This window comes from Streptomyces sp. NPDC060000, from assembly GCF_042737375.1.
Classification (GTDB): domain Bacteria; phylum Actinomycetota; class Actinomycetes; order Streptomycetales; family Streptomycetaceae; genus Streptomyces.
In genome coordinates this window covers 70,612-84,445 of sequence record NZ_JBHWUU010000033.1, presented here as the reverse complement: position 1 = coordinate 84,445, position 13,834 = coordinate 70,612, and the positions used below count along the sequence as shown (strand labels likewise).

General features: G+C 72.3%; 16 protein-coding genes. 9 read left to right on the top strand and 7 right to left on the bottom strand.

What is annotated here, in order from left to right; translation table 11 throughout:
* Nucleotides 1-75: 75 nt before the first annotated feature.
* Both ACFWBB_RS19325 and ACFWBB_RS19320 read right to left on the bottom strand, forming a co-directional pair.
* Nucleotides 76-468, bottom strand: coding sequence for a VOC family protein (locus ACFWBB_RS19325; RefSeq protein WP_385273457.1), 393 nt, complete (start codon nt 466-468; stop codon nt 76-78).
* A gap of 181 nt (nt 469-649) precedes the next feature.
* Nucleotides 650-1,192 carry a GNAT family N-acetyltransferase gene (locus ACFWBB_RS19320; protein ID WP_385273454.1) on the bottom strand — a complete coding sequence of 181 codons (543 nt, stop codon included), beginning with the start codon at nt 1,190-1,192 and terminating at the stop codon, nt 650-652.
* 128 nt (nt 1,193-1,320) lie between these two features.
* Between ACFWBB_RS19320 and ACFWBB_RS19315 the strand changes: the two genes are divergently transcribed.
* Both ACFWBB_RS19315 and ACFWBB_RS19310 read left to right on the top strand, forming a co-directional pair.
* On the top strand, nt 1,321-1,683 hold the full coding sequence (locus tag ACFWBB_RS19315) for a DUF1304 domain-containing protein (protein ID WP_385273451.1): 363 nt from the start codon (nt 1,321-1,323) through the stop codon (nt 1,681-1,683).
* Entirely contained in the window at nt 1,680-2,243 is a 564-nt protein-coding gene (locus ACFWBB_RS19310) for a TetR/AcrR family transcriptional regulator (protein ID WP_385273448.1), read from the top strand. Before ACFWBB_RS19315 ends, ACFWBB_RS19310 begins: the two co-directional genes overlap by 4 nt.
* Before the next feature lie 130 nt (nt 2,244-2,373).
* Here ACFWBB_RS19310 and ACFWBB_RS19305 read toward each other — a convergent pair whose 3' ends face one another.
* Entirely contained in the window at nt 2,374-3,330 is a 957-nt protein-coding gene (locus ACFWBB_RS19305) for a GlxA family transcriptional regulator (protein ID WP_385273445.1), read from the bottom strand.
* Nucleotides 3,331-3,401: 71 nt separating this feature from the next.
* On the opposite strand from ACFWBB_RS19305, the gene ACFWBB_RS19300 reads away from it, so the two are divergent.
* A complete protein-coding gene (locus ACFWBB_RS19300; RefSeq protein ID WP_385273442.1) occupies nt 3,402-4,352 on the top strand; it encodes an NADP-dependent oxidoreductase in 951 nt (316 codons plus the stop codon).
* Nucleotides 4,353-4,359: 7 nt separating this feature from the next.
* Here ACFWBB_RS19300 and ACFWBB_RS19295 read toward each other — a convergent pair whose 3' ends face one another.
* Together ACFWBB_RS19295 and ACFWBB_RS19290 are read right to left on the bottom strand one after the other, a co-directional pair.
* Nucleotides 4,360-5,466: an NAD(P)-dependent alcohol dehydrogenase gene (locus ACFWBB_RS19295; protein ID WP_385273439.1), complete on the bottom strand. Its 1,107-nt coding sequence runs from the start codon at nt 5,464-5,466 to the stop codon at nt 4,360-4,362.
* A gap of 30 nt (nt 5,467-5,496) precedes the next feature.
* Nucleotides 5,497-6,951 (bottom strand): aldehyde dehydrogenase family protein, encoded by a 1,455-nt coding sequence (locus ACFWBB_RS19290; protein WP_385273436.1) that lies wholly within the window; start codon nt 6,949-6,951, stop codon nt 5,497-5,499.
* A 104-nt stretch (nt 6,952-7,055) separates the two neighbouring features.
* Here ACFWBB_RS19290 and ACFWBB_RS19285 point away from each other — a divergent pair, with 104 nt between their 5' ends.
* Together ACFWBB_RS19285 and ACFWBB_RS19280 are read left to right on the top strand one after the other, a co-directional pair.
* Complete coding sequence (locus ACFWBB_RS19285; RefSeq protein ID WP_385273433.1) at nt 7,056-7,520, top strand: MarR family winged helix-turn-helix transcriptional regulator; 465 nt, start codon at nt 7,056-7,058, stop codon at nt 7,518-7,520.
* 166 nt (nt 7,521-7,686) lie between these two features.
* On the top strand, nt 7,687-8,094 hold the full coding sequence (locus tag ACFWBB_RS19280; RefSeq protein WP_385273429.1) for an anti-sigma factor antagonist: 408 nt from the start codon (nt 7,687-7,689) through the stop codon (nt 8,092-8,094).
* Nucleotides 8,095-8,142: 48 nt separating this feature from the next.
* Here ACFWBB_RS19280 and ACFWBB_RS19275 read toward each other — a convergent pair whose 3' ends face one another.
* Nucleotides 8,143-9,096 carry a ribose-phosphate diphosphokinase gene (locus tag ACFWBB_RS19275; RefSeq protein ID WP_385273426.1) on the bottom strand — a complete coding sequence of 318 codons (954 nt, stop codon included), beginning with the start codon at nt 9,094-9,096 and terminating at the stop codon, nt 8,143-8,145.
* Nucleotides 9,097-9,753: 657 nt separating this feature from the next.
* Here ACFWBB_RS19275 and ACFWBB_RS19270 point away from each other — a divergent pair.
* The gene (locus ACFWBB_RS19270) at nt 9,754-10,434 is read left to right on the top strand and encodes a DUF4230 domain-containing protein (protein ID WP_385273423.1); all 681 of its coding nucleotides are present in this window, start codon (nt 9,754-9,756) and stop codon (nt 10,432-10,434) included.
* A gap of 89 nt (nt 10,435-10,523) precedes the next feature.
* Complete coding sequence (locus tag ACFWBB_RS19265) at nt 10,524-11,135, top strand: VanZ family protein (protein WP_385273422.1); 612 nt, start codon at nt 10,524-10,526, stop codon at nt 11,133-11,135.
* A gap of 30 nt (nt 11,136-11,165) precedes the next feature.
* Here ACFWBB_RS19265 and ACFWBB_RS19260 read toward each other — a convergent pair whose 3' ends face one another.
* Nucleotides 11,166-11,402: a hypothetical protein gene (locus ACFWBB_RS19260; protein ID WP_385273421.1), complete on the bottom strand. Its 237-nt coding sequence runs from the start codon at nt 11,400-11,402 to the stop codon at nt 11,166-11,168.
* A 141-nt stretch (nt 11,403-11,543) separates the two neighbouring features.
* On the opposite strand from ACFWBB_RS19260, the gene ACFWBB_RS19255 reads away from it, so the two are divergent.
* Complete coding sequence (locus ACFWBB_RS19255) at nt 11,544-12,584, top strand: PHP domain-containing protein (protein WP_385273418.1); 1,041 nt, start codon at nt 11,544-11,546, stop codon at nt 12,582-12,584.
* 37 nt (nt 12,585-12,621) lie between these two features.
* A complete protein-coding gene (locus ACFWBB_RS19250; RefSeq protein ID WP_385273414.1) occupies nt 12,622-13,278 on the top strand; it encodes an HAD family hydrolase in 657 nt (218 codons plus the stop codon).
* Nucleotides 13,279-13,834: the final 556 nt, after the last annotated feature.

The following is a 13,834-nucleotide window of genomic DNA, read 5'->3' as shown; positions in this document are numbered from 1 at the left end:
CCTCACAGGCGCCGCCGGGCCACCGGGCCCTGCGGGGCTCCGGCCTCGCCGCGGGCCGCTGCGGCAGGTACGGGTTCACCCCTGCTTCGGTGCCCTGGACGGCTCGAGGCGGATGGTGAAGGAGTGGCCGGACGGATCGGAGTAGCCGCGCTCCTCGTGGGGGCCGGGGGCACCCTTGGTCTCCAGGGGGCGGCCCCCCAGGCCCACGACCTTGCGCTCCACCTCGTCGAGGTCGTCGACGAGGAAGTCCAGGTGGGCCTGAAAGGAGTTCTCGGGGCGGGGCCAGCTCGGCGGGGTCGCGTTCACGTCGCGCCGGAAGCCGAGGCGGGTGCCGTCGGCGCCCCTGATCTCCACCCGGTTGGCGGACGCGATGATCTCCTCGGCGTCCAGCAGCCCCTTGTAGAACTCGGCGAGCTTCTCGGGCTCGGCACAGTCGAGCACCACGACGCCCGCTTTCACCAGTGCCATGTTGTCGTCTCCTCCGCGAAGTCAGGACCGGAGCGGGCGACTCCCGCCCCCGAACCTTGCGGATACCCCCGTTTCACGCGGCCAGCAGTCGTTCACTCCCGCATGGTCCCGGTGTCGCCACCACTCCCCGGCCCCCGGCCCCCGCGAGCCGCGCCGCACAAACGCGGGGTTCCAGGGGGGTCTAGAGGGGACGGCTGAGGGTGACGGAGTGCGGGCAGAAGCCGTGGCGTTCGTAGAAGCGGATGGCGTCGGCGTTGTCCGTGTAGGCGGTCACCTCGGTCCGGCGGGCGCCCTGTTCGGCGGCCCAGGCGAAGAACGCCGCGACGAGTTGCGCACCGGCACCGTCCCCGCGGTGCGTGGGCTGGACGTACATGCTGATGAGGGTGGCGGACTTCACCGGCCGCATGGCCGAGGGTTCGGTGAGCGAACCCGTCAGGTGGCCGACCACCTGCCCCGCGCGCTCGGCGACGAGCACCAGACGGGACGGATTCTCCAGGGCGGCGGCGAAGGACGCGGCGCCGTGTGCGCGCGGCCACGCGGCGTCGACGCCGGGATCCCGGGTCCCGGCGTCCTCGGCGAAGAGGCCCGCGCTGGAGGCGACGAGCCCCGGTATGTCCGCTGCGCGGGCCGCGCGCACGCTCACTCGTCGAGCCGTCCTCTCCTGACCGGTCGCCCCCTGTTCGGCATCGGTCCACTTCTGAGCAGGCACCTCTTGATCAGCCATGCGCCGCAGGCTAGAGGTCGGCACTGACATCGATGCTGATACTCAGGCTCCGTGGCCTGGACCGGATCGGACTTCTTGGACAGGTGTCCTGTTATGCTGGACACCTGTCCAAGAAGTTGAGGGAGATCATGGAGATCCTGGCGAACGTGCTGGTCGGTCTGGTGGCCGTGCTGCATCTGTACATCCTGGTGATGGAGATGTTCCTGTGGCAGAAGAAGCCGGGGATGACGTTCCACGGCCTGGACGCGGAGATGGCGAAGCGGACCGCCGCGATGGCCGCCAACCAGGGGCTCTACAACGGCTTCCTCGCGGCGGGCCTGGTGTGGGGGCTGATCGCGGCCGACCCGACCGGGTTCCGGGCGCAGGTGTTCTTCCTGTCCTGCGTGATCGTCGCGGGCGTGTACGGCGCGGCCACCGCGAACCGCCGGATCCTGGTCGCGCAGGCCCTGCCCGGCGCGCTCGCCCTGGCCGCCGTCCTGATCGCGCAGTGACCCGCGCCGAACCCGAGGACCCGCGCGCTGCCCGCACCCGGGCGAGGCTGCGTTCCGCACTGCTCGAGGAGTGCGCCGAGCGGCCGCTCGAGGAGGTCGGCGTCGCCGCGCTGGTGCGGCGGGCCGGGATCGGCCGGGCCACCTTCTATGTGCACTATCCCGACCTGGAGGCGCTCGCCGTCGACGCCTGCGCGGACGTCGTACGGGAGGCAGTGGAGGCGTTGCACGCCTGGCAGGGGCGGCCCGACCCGGTGCGGGCGCCGGCCGCGCTGGCGGCGTTCTTCGGCTCGCTGACGCCGCACGCCGCGCTGTACCGCACCCTGCTGGCACCGGGCGGCGGCGGGCCGCTCGGGCGCGTACTGCACCGGGACCTGCGGGCCTACAGCCTGCGGGAGCGGCAGCGGGCCGGGGCGGCGGACGCGCCCCTGGTCGCCTCGGCCGTCGCCGCGACCTTCGCCGGGGTGCTGGCGGACTGGCTGCACGGCGATCTCGGGGGCACGCCCGGGGAGATCGCCGATCAGGTGTGGCAGTTGCTGGTCGCCCTGCACGCCAGCCGCTGAGCGGCGGTCACCCGCACACCCCCGTGTTCTTCGCCAGGGGCCGGGCCTTGACGCCGCCGGAGGTCCGCACCTGGGCCGTCGGGGCGTCGTCCGGAGTTCCTTCATGTGAGGCCGCCGGGACGCGGATCGTTCAGCGGGCCGTCTGGAACGTCCTGCGGTACGCCTGCGGGGAGACCCCGATGGCCGCGTGCAGGTGCTGGCGCAGTGAGGCGCCGGTGGCGAAGCCGACCCGGCCGGCGATCTGGTCCACGGAGAGGTCACTCGCCTCCAGCAGGTGCCGGGCGTGTACGACGCGCTGCTGGATCAGCCAGCGGCCGGGGCTGAGGCCCACCTCGTCGTGGAAGCGGCGGGCGAAGGTGCGCGGGCTCATCCGGGCGTGCGCGGCGAGATCGGCGAGGGCGAGGGGCGCGTCGAGGCGTTCCAGGGCCCAGGCGCGGGTGGCCGCCGTGCTCGCCGCGCCGGTCTCGGGAACGGGCTGTTCGATGTACTGCGCCTGACCGCCGTCGCGGAACGGCGGGACCACGCAGCGGCGGGCCACCTTGTTGGCGAGTTCGCTGCCGTGGTCCTTGCGGACGAGGTGCAGACAGATGTCGACACCGGAGGCGGCGCCCGCCGAGGTCAGCACGCGCCCGTCGTCCACGAAGAGGACGTCCGGGTCGAGGTCCACCCGTGGGTGCATGCGGCGGAACAGGTCGGCGACGTGCCAGTGGGTGGTGGCCCGGCGGCCGTCGAGGAGACCGGCGGCGGCCAGGACGAACGCGGCGGTGCAGATGGAGACGATGCGCGTGTCGGGGCGGATCCGGGCGAGCGCCTCGGCCACCCCCTCCGGCAGTTCGGCGGTGACCCGATCGGGCGCCACCGGCGCGATGACGACGGTGTCGGCCGTGGCGAGCACCTCCGGGCCGTGCCGCACGCCGATCGTGAAGTCGGCGTTGGTGTGCACAGGACGGCCGTCGACCGTGCAGGTCAGGGTCTCGTAGTGGCCGTCGGCCGCGCCGAAGATGCGGGCGGGGATGCCGAGTTCGAAGGGGTAGACGCCGTCGAGGGCGAGGACGACCACGCGGTGCGTACGCTGCTGTGCCTGCATGGCACGATCTTATCGAAGGTTGGCAATCTTGCCATTTCCCGGAGGGGCGCGGCCCGGCAGGCTGGTTCACCATGAGCACTGTGAACACCATGCGCGTCATCGGCCAGGACGTCCTCGGCGGTCCCGAGGTCCTCAAGGAAGCAGAAGTGGAGCGGCCCGCGCCGCGCCCGAACGAGGTGCTGGTCCGCGTACGCGCCGCCGGCGTCAACCCGACCGACTGGAAGCACCGCGCCACGGGCGGCTTCCTGGGCGAGCCGCCCTTCGTCCTGGGCTGGGACGTCTCCGGAACCGTCGAGGCGGTCGGCATCGGCGTCGCCACCTTCGAGCCGGGTGACGAGGTCTTCGGCATGCTGCCGTACCCCTTCGGCCACGGCTCGCACGCCGAGTACGTCATCGCGCCGGTCCGCGCCCTGTGGCACAAGCCGGCCGGGATCGACCACGCTCAGGCGGGTGCGCTGCCGCTGGTCTCGCTGACCGCCTGGCAGGCCCTGGTGGAGACCGCCGGCATCGAGGCCGGGCAGCGTGTCCTGATCCACGCGGCCGCGGGTGGCGTGGGCCATGTGGCGGTGCAGATCGCCAAGGCGCGCGGCGCGCATGTGATCGGCACGGCGAGCGCGGGCAAGCACGACTTCCTGCGGGAGCTCGGCGTCGACGAGGCGATCGACTACCGGGAGAGCGACTTCACCGAGGCCGTGAAGGACGTCGACGTGGTCCTGGACACGCTGGGCGGGGACACCTCCGTGCGGTCCCTGCGCGTGCTGCGGCCGGGCGGGATCGTGGTGTCGATCCTGCCGGTGGGGTCGGACGAGTTCACCACGGAGGCGGAGCGGCTCGGTGTCCGGGCGGTGCGGATGCTCGTGGACGCCGACCGGGCCGGGATGCGGGCGATCGCCGAACTGGTCGAGGCGGGGAAGCTGCGCCCCACCGTCGCGGGGACGTTCCCGCTGGCCGATGCCGCCGAGGCGCACAGGCTCGGCGACACCGGCCGGACCGCCGGGAAGCTGGTACTGACGGTGGAGTGACGGGGCGTCAGAAGACGAGCACGGGCTTGATGGTCCTGCCCGCGGTCATGTCCCGCACCGCCTGGTCGATGTCCGCGAACGGATAGGTGCCGATCAGGCGGTCCAGCGGGAGCCGCCCGGCCTTGACCAGCTCGACCAGGGCCGGGATGAAGCTCTGCGTCTCGCTGTCGCCGAGGGTGAGTCCGACGACCCGCTTGCCGCCCAGCAGCCCGTTGACGTCCAGGGCGACCTCACTGCCGAAGGGCGGTGCGCCCACGACGACGAGGGTGCCGCGGGTGGCGAGCGCGTCGACACCCTGGCGCAGCACGGCCGTGTTGCCCGTGGTCTCCACGATGCCGTCGGCGCCCTGCCCGCCGGTGATCACCGCGACGGCCTCCTCCAGCGTGGCCTGCCCGGCGTCGACGGTGTGCGTGGCGCCCAGCTCCTTGGCCAGTTCGAGGCGTTCGGCGACCCGGTCGACCGCGATGATCGTGGTGGCCGGGGAGAGGGCGGCCGCCATGACCGCCGACAGGCCGACGGCTCCCGCGCCGAGGACGACGACCGTGCTGCCGGTCGCCGGCTTGAGCACGTTCCAGACGGCGCCGACTCCGGTCTGGACCCCGCAGCCCAGCGGGGCGATGGACGCCAGCGGTACGTCCGGGTCGACCTTGACGAGGCTGCGCTCGTCGACCAGTGCCCGCTCGGCGAAGGAGGACTGGCCGAAGAAGTGGCCGCCGAGGGGCTCGCCGTCCCGGCTGATGGTGCTGGTGCCGTCGGCGCGGCGGCCGCCTATGAGGTTCATCGGCAGCCAGGTGGCGCAGTAGGCGGGGTGTCCGCCGTGGCAGTTGCGGCAGTCGCCGCAGGAGGTGAAGGACAGCACGACGTGGTCGCCGGGGGCCACGCCGGTGACGGCGGAGCCGACCGCCTCCACGACGCCCGCGCCCTCGTGGCCGAGGACTCCGGGGAGCGGGAAGGGCAGGCCGCCGCTCGCCACGCCGAGGTCGGTGTGGCACAGTCCGGCCGCCACCAGACGGACCACCGCCTCGTGCGGGGCGGGATCGTCGAGGACGACCTCGGACACGGTGAACGGGGCGCCGCCGGACTCGACGACGGCGGCGCGTGTGGTGATGGGCATCGCGTGAACTCCCTATTTCCTACGGCGCGTTCAGTCGAGCGAGACGACGACGGACTTGACCTTGGTGTATGAGGCGAGCGCCTCGGGGCCGTACTCGCGGCCGAAGCCGGAGTCCTTGACGCCTCCGAAGGGGACGGCCGGGTCGAGCATCGCCCAGTCGTTGACCCAGACGATGCCGGCCTGGAGGCGCTCGGCGACGCGGTGGGCACGGGCCAGGTTGCCGGTCTGGACGCCCGAAGCCAGGCCGTACGGCGTGGAGTTGGCGAGCGCGATCGCCTCGTCCTCGTCGTCGAAGGGCTGGACGGTGAGGACCGGGCCGAAGATCTCCTCCTGCACGACACGGGAGTCGTTGGCGAGATCGGCGATCACGGTGGGCTTGTAGTAGTAGCCGCCGTCGAGGTCGAGGCGCTCGCCGCCGCAGACGATCCGGGCGCCCTCCTTGCGGGCCAGTTCGACGTACTCCTCGACCTTGCGCAGGTGCTTCTCCCCTGCCATCGGGCCGACGACGGTCTCCGGTTGCCGCGGGTCTCCGACCGGCACTCCGGGGACGGCCTCGGCGAGGATGTTCAGCAGGGTGCTGTAGACCGGGCGGGCCACCAGCAGACGCGGGCCGCCCATACAGAACTGGCCGGTGTTGAAGACGAAGCCTTTGATGACCGCGCCGACCGCCTTCTCCAGGTCGGCGTCCTCGAAGACGAGGTGGGCGGCGTTGCCGCCGAGTTCCATGGTGACCGGCTTGAGGTGCTCGCCCGCGACGCTCGCGGCGTGCCTGCCGATCGCCGTGGAGCCGGTGAAGGCGATCTTGTCGACGCCGGGGTGCCGCAGCAGCGCCTCACCGGCGACCGGGCCCGCGCCGGTGACGACGTTGACCACGCCGTCGGGCACGCCGGCCCGCTGGAACAGTCCGGCCATGTACAGGGCGCTGAGCGGGGTCTCGTCGGCGGGCTTGTGGACGACCGTGTTGCCGGCCGCGAGGGCCGGGGCGATCTTCGAGCCGGCCAGGATCAGCGGGAAGTTGAACGGGGTGATCGCGGCGACCACACCGAGCGGGCCCCGCCTGGTGTAGGCGAGGGCGTTCATCGGGGTGTCGCGGGTCGAGCCGTCCAGGGAGAAGGCCAGGGAGGCGAAGTACTCGTAGTCGTTGGCCGCGTTCGTGACGTCGACCGCGTGCGCCAGCGTGATCGGCTTGCCGACGTCCAGGCTCTCCAGCCGGGCGATCCGGTCCGCCTCCGCGCGGATCAGCTCCGCCACCCGGAGCAGGACACGGCCGCGCTCCCGGCCGCTCAGTGCGGACCACTGCCCGGCGTCGAAGGCCGTACGCGCGGCCCGGACGGCGGCGTCCACGTCGGCGGCGCCCGCCTCCGCGACGGTGGTGACGACCGCGCCCCGGGACGGATCGACCACCTCGGTCCGCGCTCCGTCCGCGGCCTCGCGCCACTGTCCCCCGATGAACAGTCGACCGGGGTCGATCTCGAAGGTGGTCATCACCACTCCTCAGCATCGTCGCCAAGATTTCAACAAACAGGATTCCTGTTGGTCCGCAGTCTCATTACAGACAGGTTTCCTGTCAATGGTCTACGCTCGGACGCATGGCCGGCACCCAGACAACCAAGGCAGCGTCCGCACCTCAGCCCCACAAGGCGCCCCCGTCCCTGCTCTACATGGTGAAACAGGTGGAGCTGGTCGTGCGATCCCACCTGGACGAGCTGGTCAGGCCGTCGGGGATCACCGCCCTGCAGTACACGGCGCTCACCGTGCTGGAGCGGCACGACGGCCTGTCGGCCGCCCAACTGGCCCGGGACTCCTTCGTGACCGCCCAGTCCATCGCCGACCTGGTGCGCTCCCTGGAGGGGCGCGGCCTCATCCGCCGCGAACGCAATCCCCGCAACCGGCGCGAGCTGCTCATCCTGCTCACCGAGGAGGGGCGCGAGCTGCTCGACCGGCACGCCGGGCCGGTGCGGGAGCTGGAGGAGCGCATGGTGCGGGAGCTCACCGCGCACCAGACGGAGCAGCTGCGCGCAGCCCTCTCGAAGGCTTGGCACGCGCTGTCCTGAGCGCCCGGCGCACCCCTTCGCTCAAGGCGCGAAAAAACTCTGGCAGACTCGGTTGTAATTTCGAAGACATATGTCAATCGAACATGCTGGAATTCACCCCGTCGGGGGTAACTTGGCGGGGCGGGGAACTGCTGTGCGCTCCCCGGCCGTTGGAGGCTCCCGACCGGTGGAGCGGGTTGGAGGCGATGTCGTCGTGCTGGAGGAATCCGCGGCGGACACCCCGCATCTACGCGTCCGCGAGGACCGGGGATACACGGTGCTGGAGTTCCGCGGCGAGATCGACATCGTCGCGGCGACCGAGATCGCCCCGTACCTCGACGACGCGACCGGCGGTCCCGCACCCCGGATCGTGATCGACCTGACCCGGATCGAGTTCTTCGACTGCTCCGGGCTGCGCCTGCTGTACCGGGCACGCGGCCGGGTCCTCGACCACGGCGGCCATCTGCACCTCGTCTGCACCCATCGGCTCACCCTGCGGATCCTGCGGGCCACCGGGCTCCACCGGCTGCTGCCGCCCGCCACGACGCTGGACGCGGCCCTGGAACAGCCCGAGGCCACCTCCGGCACGTTATGACGGCGCTCGAAGCGCTACCCGCACTCCCTGTCCACGCGCGGCCCCGGTCTACTCACCGCGCGCCGCGTCGAACAGGGCGCTGACCGACTCACCGTTGTGAATACGGCGCACCGCCTCCGCGAGGGCGGGCGCGATGGACAGGATCCGCAGTTTGTCGGTGTGCTCCTCGGCGGGCACCGGCACGGTGTTGGTGCACACGATCTCCAGCACGTCGGGCTGCTCGCTGAGCCGCTTGAGGGCACCGGCCGCGAACAGGCCGTGCGTGCACGCCACCCGTATGGACCTCGGCTCCGACTCCCGCAGCCGGTCCAGGAGTTCCAGGACGGTACTGCCCTTGGCGATCTCGTCGTCGAGGACGATGACATCCCGCCCGGCGACCTCGCCGATCACGGTGCTGATGCTGACCCGGTCGTCGGCGTACCGCTGTTTCGCGCCCGCCGCCACCTGGGCGCCGATCATCCGGGCGAAGGCGGCGGCCTCCTTGGCGTTGCCGAGGTCCGGCGAGACCACGGTGGTGCGGGTGAGGTCGTAGCGGCGGAAGTGGGCGGCCAGCTCCCGGTGTGCGTGCAGGTGGTCCACGGGCATCGAGAAGAAGCCGTGCACCTGGGGCGAGTGCAGGGTCATGGCGAGGACGCGGTGCACGCCGGCCGCCGCCATGAGGTCCGCGACCAGGCGTCCGCCCAGGGATATGCGGGGCGCGTCCTTCTTGTCGGAGCGGGCGTAGGAGTAGTGCGGCATGACGACGGTGATCCGGCCCGCCGACGCCCCACGGGCCGCGTCGCACATCAGCAGCAGCTCGACGAGGTGCTCCTGCACGGGCCTGACCAGGGGCTGGACCAGGAAGACGTCCCGCTCCCGGCAGTTGGCCTGGAGCTGGACCTCCAGGCAGTCGTTGGCGAACCTGCTGACCCGGGTGGGGCTCAGGGGCACGCCGAGGTGGGCACAGACCTCGGCGGCCAGCTCGGGGTGGGCACTGCCGCTGAACACGGAGATGTCTCGCACGATCCGCTCCTCGCTGATCATGTCCGGCTGGGGCGGGAGTTCTCATGCTACGGACCGGGTCCCTTTTGCCCACCCTCAGAAGTGGACAGGGGTCCCACCGGGTCACTCGGAGTCACTCGGCCTCACCCGGAGCCCGTCGGGCACCGGGACGACCGCTCACCGCCGCCCGGACGCACCCCGGACCGCCCGAGGCGCCCAACCGGGTGGAGCGACCGGAACCGGGCCGGCCGCGGGAGAGGACGTCATGGGCCGGGGAGAGACCGGCCCAGGCGCCTATACGGCAGGCCAGAGCCGTCGACGGGATCCCCGGAGCCGCCACCGAGACGCCCGGGGCCGCCACCACCGGCCTTCCGGGGACCGCCGCTCACCTGCCCTCCCGGGGCCTCACCACCGACCCTCCCGGGACCGCCGCCGAACATCCCGGAGCCACACCACCGGCCTTCCCGGGTTCGTCACCGAGCTTCCCGGGGCCGCCGCGCGGTCGATCACCGGGGCGGCCGGTCAGCCGTGCAGCCCGAGCACCGGGCGACCGGTCAGCGGCGGCATCCGACCACCGGGTGGGCGGTCATCCGTGCCCGCACTGTCACAGCTTGTCAACAGTGCGGTCTGACAAGGGAATTGGCGGGCATCCGGACAGAAGGAAGGAGGGCTGTCCCCATGACGACTTCTCTCAAGCCCGACACGCCCACCAAGCGCCTCCCCCGGCGCATGCCCGGCTGGGCCAAGGTGCTCACCGCCGTCGTGGTCGTCCTCGTCGTGATGTTCGCCGGGATCCGGCTGAGCCTGCTGCCGGGACTGCGCGACTTCTTCGGCACCGAGACCCACGACCGCTCCGGCCCCGCCCTGCTGGAATCCATCCAGGACATGAGCCGTTACGACGCCGCCTCCGGCAACTTCCAGGTCGTCGTCGACCTGGAGAAGGACGCCAAGTACCTCCCCGACGCGATCCGCGGCACCCGCACCCTGTACGTCGGGGCGGGCACCGTGGACGCCTATGTCGACCTCGGCAAGGTCGGCGACAAGGACGTCACGGTCGACGGCGACCGCACCTCGGCCACGCTCCGGCTGCCGCACGCCCTGCTCGGCACCCCGGCGCTCGACCCGGAACGCTCCTACGCGGTCTCCAAGCAGCGCGGTCTCCTCGACCGCCTCGGCGACCTCTTCTCGGACAACCCGGGCGGCGAGCAGGCCGTGCAGAAGCTGGCGGTCAAGCACATCTCCGAGGCGGCGAAGGAGAGCGAACTGACCGCGCGCGCCGAGACCAACACCACCGCCATGCTCAAGGGGCTGCTGCGCTCGCTCGGCTTCGAGGAGGTGAAGGTGACGTTCGGCACCTGAGCCCGCAGAGCACGGGCATCGCACCGCATCCCTCCGCCGTTCGGGGGTAACCGCGCAGCACGCAGGGAAGTTGAAGACTGGAGGACCGGATGTCCCGTGCAGCCCTACGTCCGCTCGCCGTGTTCCGTCCGCGGGCCGGCCGGACCGAGGAGCCCGCCCCGCCCAAGAACGGGGCCGGGAAATCCGGCTCCGGACCGGGCCGCAAGCCCGGCTCGTCGAAGAAGGCGGCGCGCGCCGAGCGCCGCCCGTTGCCACTCCCGCTCCGGGCGCTGGCGATGCTGCTCGGCTTCGCGTTCATGGTGGCGTTCGCCGTCGTACTCGCCCGGCTCACCCTGGAGCCGTCGCCCGCCTCCGCGGCGCTGGTGCACTCCAACCTGCGTCCGGGCGACTCCCTGCGCGCCTACCTGGACCAGCCCGAACTGCGGGACGCGGTGAAGCAGATCGGCGGGAACGTGCTGCTCGGCGTGCCCTTCGGTGTTCTGGTGCCGGTGGTCGCGCCCCGGGCGCGCGGACTGCTGCGGGTGCTGCTGCTGACCGCGGGCGTCATGCTTCTGGTGGAGTTCGCGCAGGGCGCGCTGGTGACCGGACGCGCCTTCGACATCGACGACGTCATCCTCAACACCACGGGCGCCCTGATCGGGTACCTGCTCCTGGGACGCCGCGTGAGCCGCGCGGTGCACGCACGGGAACGACGCGTGTGACAGGGCGCGGGACAGGGAAGCGGACCGCCGTCAGCGCGGGGTCCAGGTGTACTTGTCCCCGCCCACCCAGCGCACGACGTCGGGATCGTCGAGGTCGTGGACCGTGATGCCGAACGCGGCGGCTATCTCGAGGACATCGGTGACGTGCCTCGCCTCGCCGACCACTTCGGAGTCGATTTCCACGATGCGGAACGGCACGGTGCTCGGCTGCACCCCGAGCACCATGATCCGCGGGTGGGATATACGCAGGCTCGCGATTTCGGTCATGACATCGAGGGTAGATCGGAACCTCTCCGTACGAATCATCCGATTTCCCCCGAGTGGAGGGCGGACCGTTCCGCCCGTGGTGCGGTCAGCCCGTGGTGCGGTCCGCGCGCGGGTGGGGAACTCTGGAGCCAGGAGGTGGCGATGGATCCCGTCGAGGCCCTGGACCGGATCGCTTTCCTGCTGGAGCGGTCCCTGGCACCGACCTACCGCGTACGCGCCTTCCGCACCGCGGCCCGTGTGCTGGCTCCGCTGCCCGCGGCGGAGATCGGGGAGCGGGCTGCCGCCGGCACGCTGGAGTCCCTGAAGGGTGTGGGCCCCAAGACCGCCCAGGTGGTGCGCGAGGCGCTCGCCGGGCAGCTGCCCTCCTACCTGGAGCAGCTGGAGGGCGAGGCCGGACGGCCGCTCACGGACGGCGCGGGGGCCCGGCTGCGGGCGCTGCTGCGCGGCGACTGCCATCTCCACTCCGACTGGTCCGACGGCGGCAGTCCCATCGAGGAGATGGGCCGGGCGGCCGCCGCGCTCGGCCACGAGTGGGCCGTGCTCACCGACCACTCACCGCGCCTGACGGTGGCCCGCGGGCTGTCCCCGGAGCGGCTGCGCCGGCAGCTGGAGGTGGTCGAGGAGCTCAACACGGCCTGGGCGCCGTTCCGGCTGCTGACCGGCATCGAGTGCGACATCCTCGACGACGGGTCGCTGGACCAGGAGCCGGAGCTCCTGGAGCGGCTCGACGTGGTGGTCGTGTCCGTGCACTCCAAGCTGCGCATGGAGTCCCGGGCGATGACCCGCCGCATGGTGAACGCGGTCCGCGATCCGCACGCCGACATCCTCGGCCACTGCACCGGGCGGCTGGTCACCGGGAAGGGGCGGCCGGAGTCGGAGTTCGACGCGGACGAGCTGTTCGCCGCGTGCGCCGAATCGGGTACGGCCGTCGAGATCAACAGCCGGCCCGAGCGGCTCGACCCCCCGCGCCGGCTGCTGCGCCGGGCCGTGGAGGCCGGCACGCTGTTCTCGGTCGACACCGACGCGCACGCCCCCGGCCAGCTGGACTGGCAGATCCTGGGCTGCGCGCGGGCCGAGGAGTGCGGGGTACCGGCGGAACGGATCGTGACCGCGTGGTCGCCGGCGGACCTGCTGGCCTGGACACGGGAGGGGCGGGTACCTGCGGGCGTGGCGGGTGCCTGAGGTGGCACCCGGGGGGCTCGAGGGAAAGGAACCCGTGATGAAGCGCGCTGCCGTGTTCGACGTCGACGGCACCCTGGTCGACACCAACCACCTGCATGTCACCACCTGGTGGGAAGCCTTCCGGCAGGCGGGCCACCGGGTACCGATGCACGCCGTGCACCGGGCGGTCGGACTGGGCTCCGACGACCTCGTCGCCCACCTGCTCGGCGAGGACCGGGACAAGGACGAGGACGCCGGACTCAGCGCCGCCCACAAAGCCCTCTACGGGCAGTACTTCGACCGGCTGCCCGCGCTGCGGGACGCCGGCCGACTGCTGCGCAGGCTGCACGAGGACGGCTGGACGGTCGTGCTCGCCACCTCCGCGAGCGGGGCCGAGCTGTCCGCCCTGCGGCGCGCCATCGACGCCGACGACGTCATCGCCGCGACGGCGAGCGCGGACGACGTCGAGGAGGGCAAGCCCGCTGCGGAGCCCGTGGAACACGCGCTGGAGCTGGCCGGGGCGTCCGCCGAGCGGTCCGTGTTCGTCGGGGACACCGTGTGGGACATGCAGGCCGGCCGCCGGGCCGGGGTGCGCTGCGTGGGCGTGCTGTGCGGTGGCATCCCCCGCGCCGACCTGCTGGAGGCGGGCGCCGAAACCGTCTACGCCGACCCGGCCGAACTCCTGGCATACCTTTCGGACAGCCCGCTGGGCTGAGGCACGGCGGCCCGCGGCCGGAACGGGAAAGACATCTCCGGCGCCCGGGCGGGCACCCGCAGCGGATGACGTGGGTGAAGGCCGTACAACGCAGGACGCGCGCCCTGACAAGGGACACGCGCCAGGAGTCGACCCCTGACACCGCCGACCGCCCCGCGCACCCGGACAGGGCAGGCCCCACCGACCGCCCACCGGGCCCCACCGGGCCGGGGCCGGGCCCCGGCGAACGGCAAGCAGGCACCGCCGGGCCGCACACAGGCGAGCCGGAGGCAGGCACCGCCGGGCCGCAGGCAGGCGGGCCGGAGGCAGGCACCACCGAGTCGCAGGCAGGCACCGCCGGGCTGCACACAGGTGGACCGGAGGCAGGCACCACCGAGTCGCAGGCGAGCAGCATCGGATCGCCTGCAAGCACCACCAGGCCAGAAGCAGTCGTCACCGGGCCGCAGGCAGGCGGACCGGAGGCAGGTATTACCGAGCCGGAGGCAGGCACCAGCGGGCCACAGGCAAGCGACGAGCCGAAGGCAGGCACCGGTGGGCCGCACACAGGCACCGCCGG

Coding starts and splice junctions, on each gene's coding strand:
- ACFWBB_RS19305 (WP_385273445.1), bottom strand. CDS start 3,330: ATGCAGGCACAGCAGCGTACGCACCGCGTGGTCGTCCTCGCCCTCGAC.
- ACFWBB_RS19265 (WP_385273422.1), top strand. CDS start 10,524: ATGTCCCGTGCAGCCCTACGTCCGCTCGCCGTGTTCCGTCCGCGGGCC.
- ACFWBB_RS19300 (WP_385273442.1), top strand. CDS start 3,402: ATGAGCACTGTGAACACCATGCGCGTCATCGGCCAGGACGTCCTCGGC.
- ACFWBB_RS19285 (WP_385273433.1), top strand. CDS start 7,056: ATGGCCGGCACCCAGACAACCAAGGCAGCGTCCGCACCTCAGCCCCAC.
- ACFWBB_RS19325 (WP_385273457.1), bottom strand. CDS start 468: ATGGCACTGGTGAAAGCGGGCGTCGTGGTGCTCGACTGTGCCGAGCCC.
- ACFWBB_RS19320 (WP_385273454.1), bottom strand. CDS start 1,192: ATGGCTGATCAAGAGGTGCCTGCTCAGAAGTGGACCGATGCCGAACAG.
- ACFWBB_RS19250 (WP_385273414.1), top strand. CDS start 12,622: ATGAAGCGCGCTGCCGTGTTCGACGTCGACGGCACCCTGGTCGACACC.
- ACFWBB_RS19295 (WP_385273439.1), bottom strand. CDS start 5,466: ATGCCCATCACCACACGCGCCGCCGTCGTCGAGTCCGGCGGCGCCCCG.
- ACFWBB_RS19290 (WP_385273436.1), bottom strand. CDS start 6,951: ATGACCACCTTCGAGATCGACCCCGGTCGACTGTTCATCGGGGGACAG.
- ACFWBB_RS19270 (WP_385273423.1), top strand. CDS start 9,754: ATGACGACTTCTCTCAAGCCCGACACGCCCACCAAGCGCCTCCCCCGG.
- ACFWBB_RS19260 (WP_385273421.1), bottom strand. CDS start 11,402: ATGACCGAAATCGCGAGCCTGCGTATATCCCACCCGCGGATCATGGTG.
- ACFWBB_RS19255 (WP_385273418.1), top strand. CDS start 11,544: ATGGATCCCGTCGAGGCCCTGGACCGGATCGCTTTCCTGCTGGAGCGG.
- ACFWBB_RS19315 (WP_385273451.1), top strand. CDS start 1,321: ATGGAGATCCTGGCGAACGTGCTGGTCGGTCTGGTGGCCGTGCTGCAT.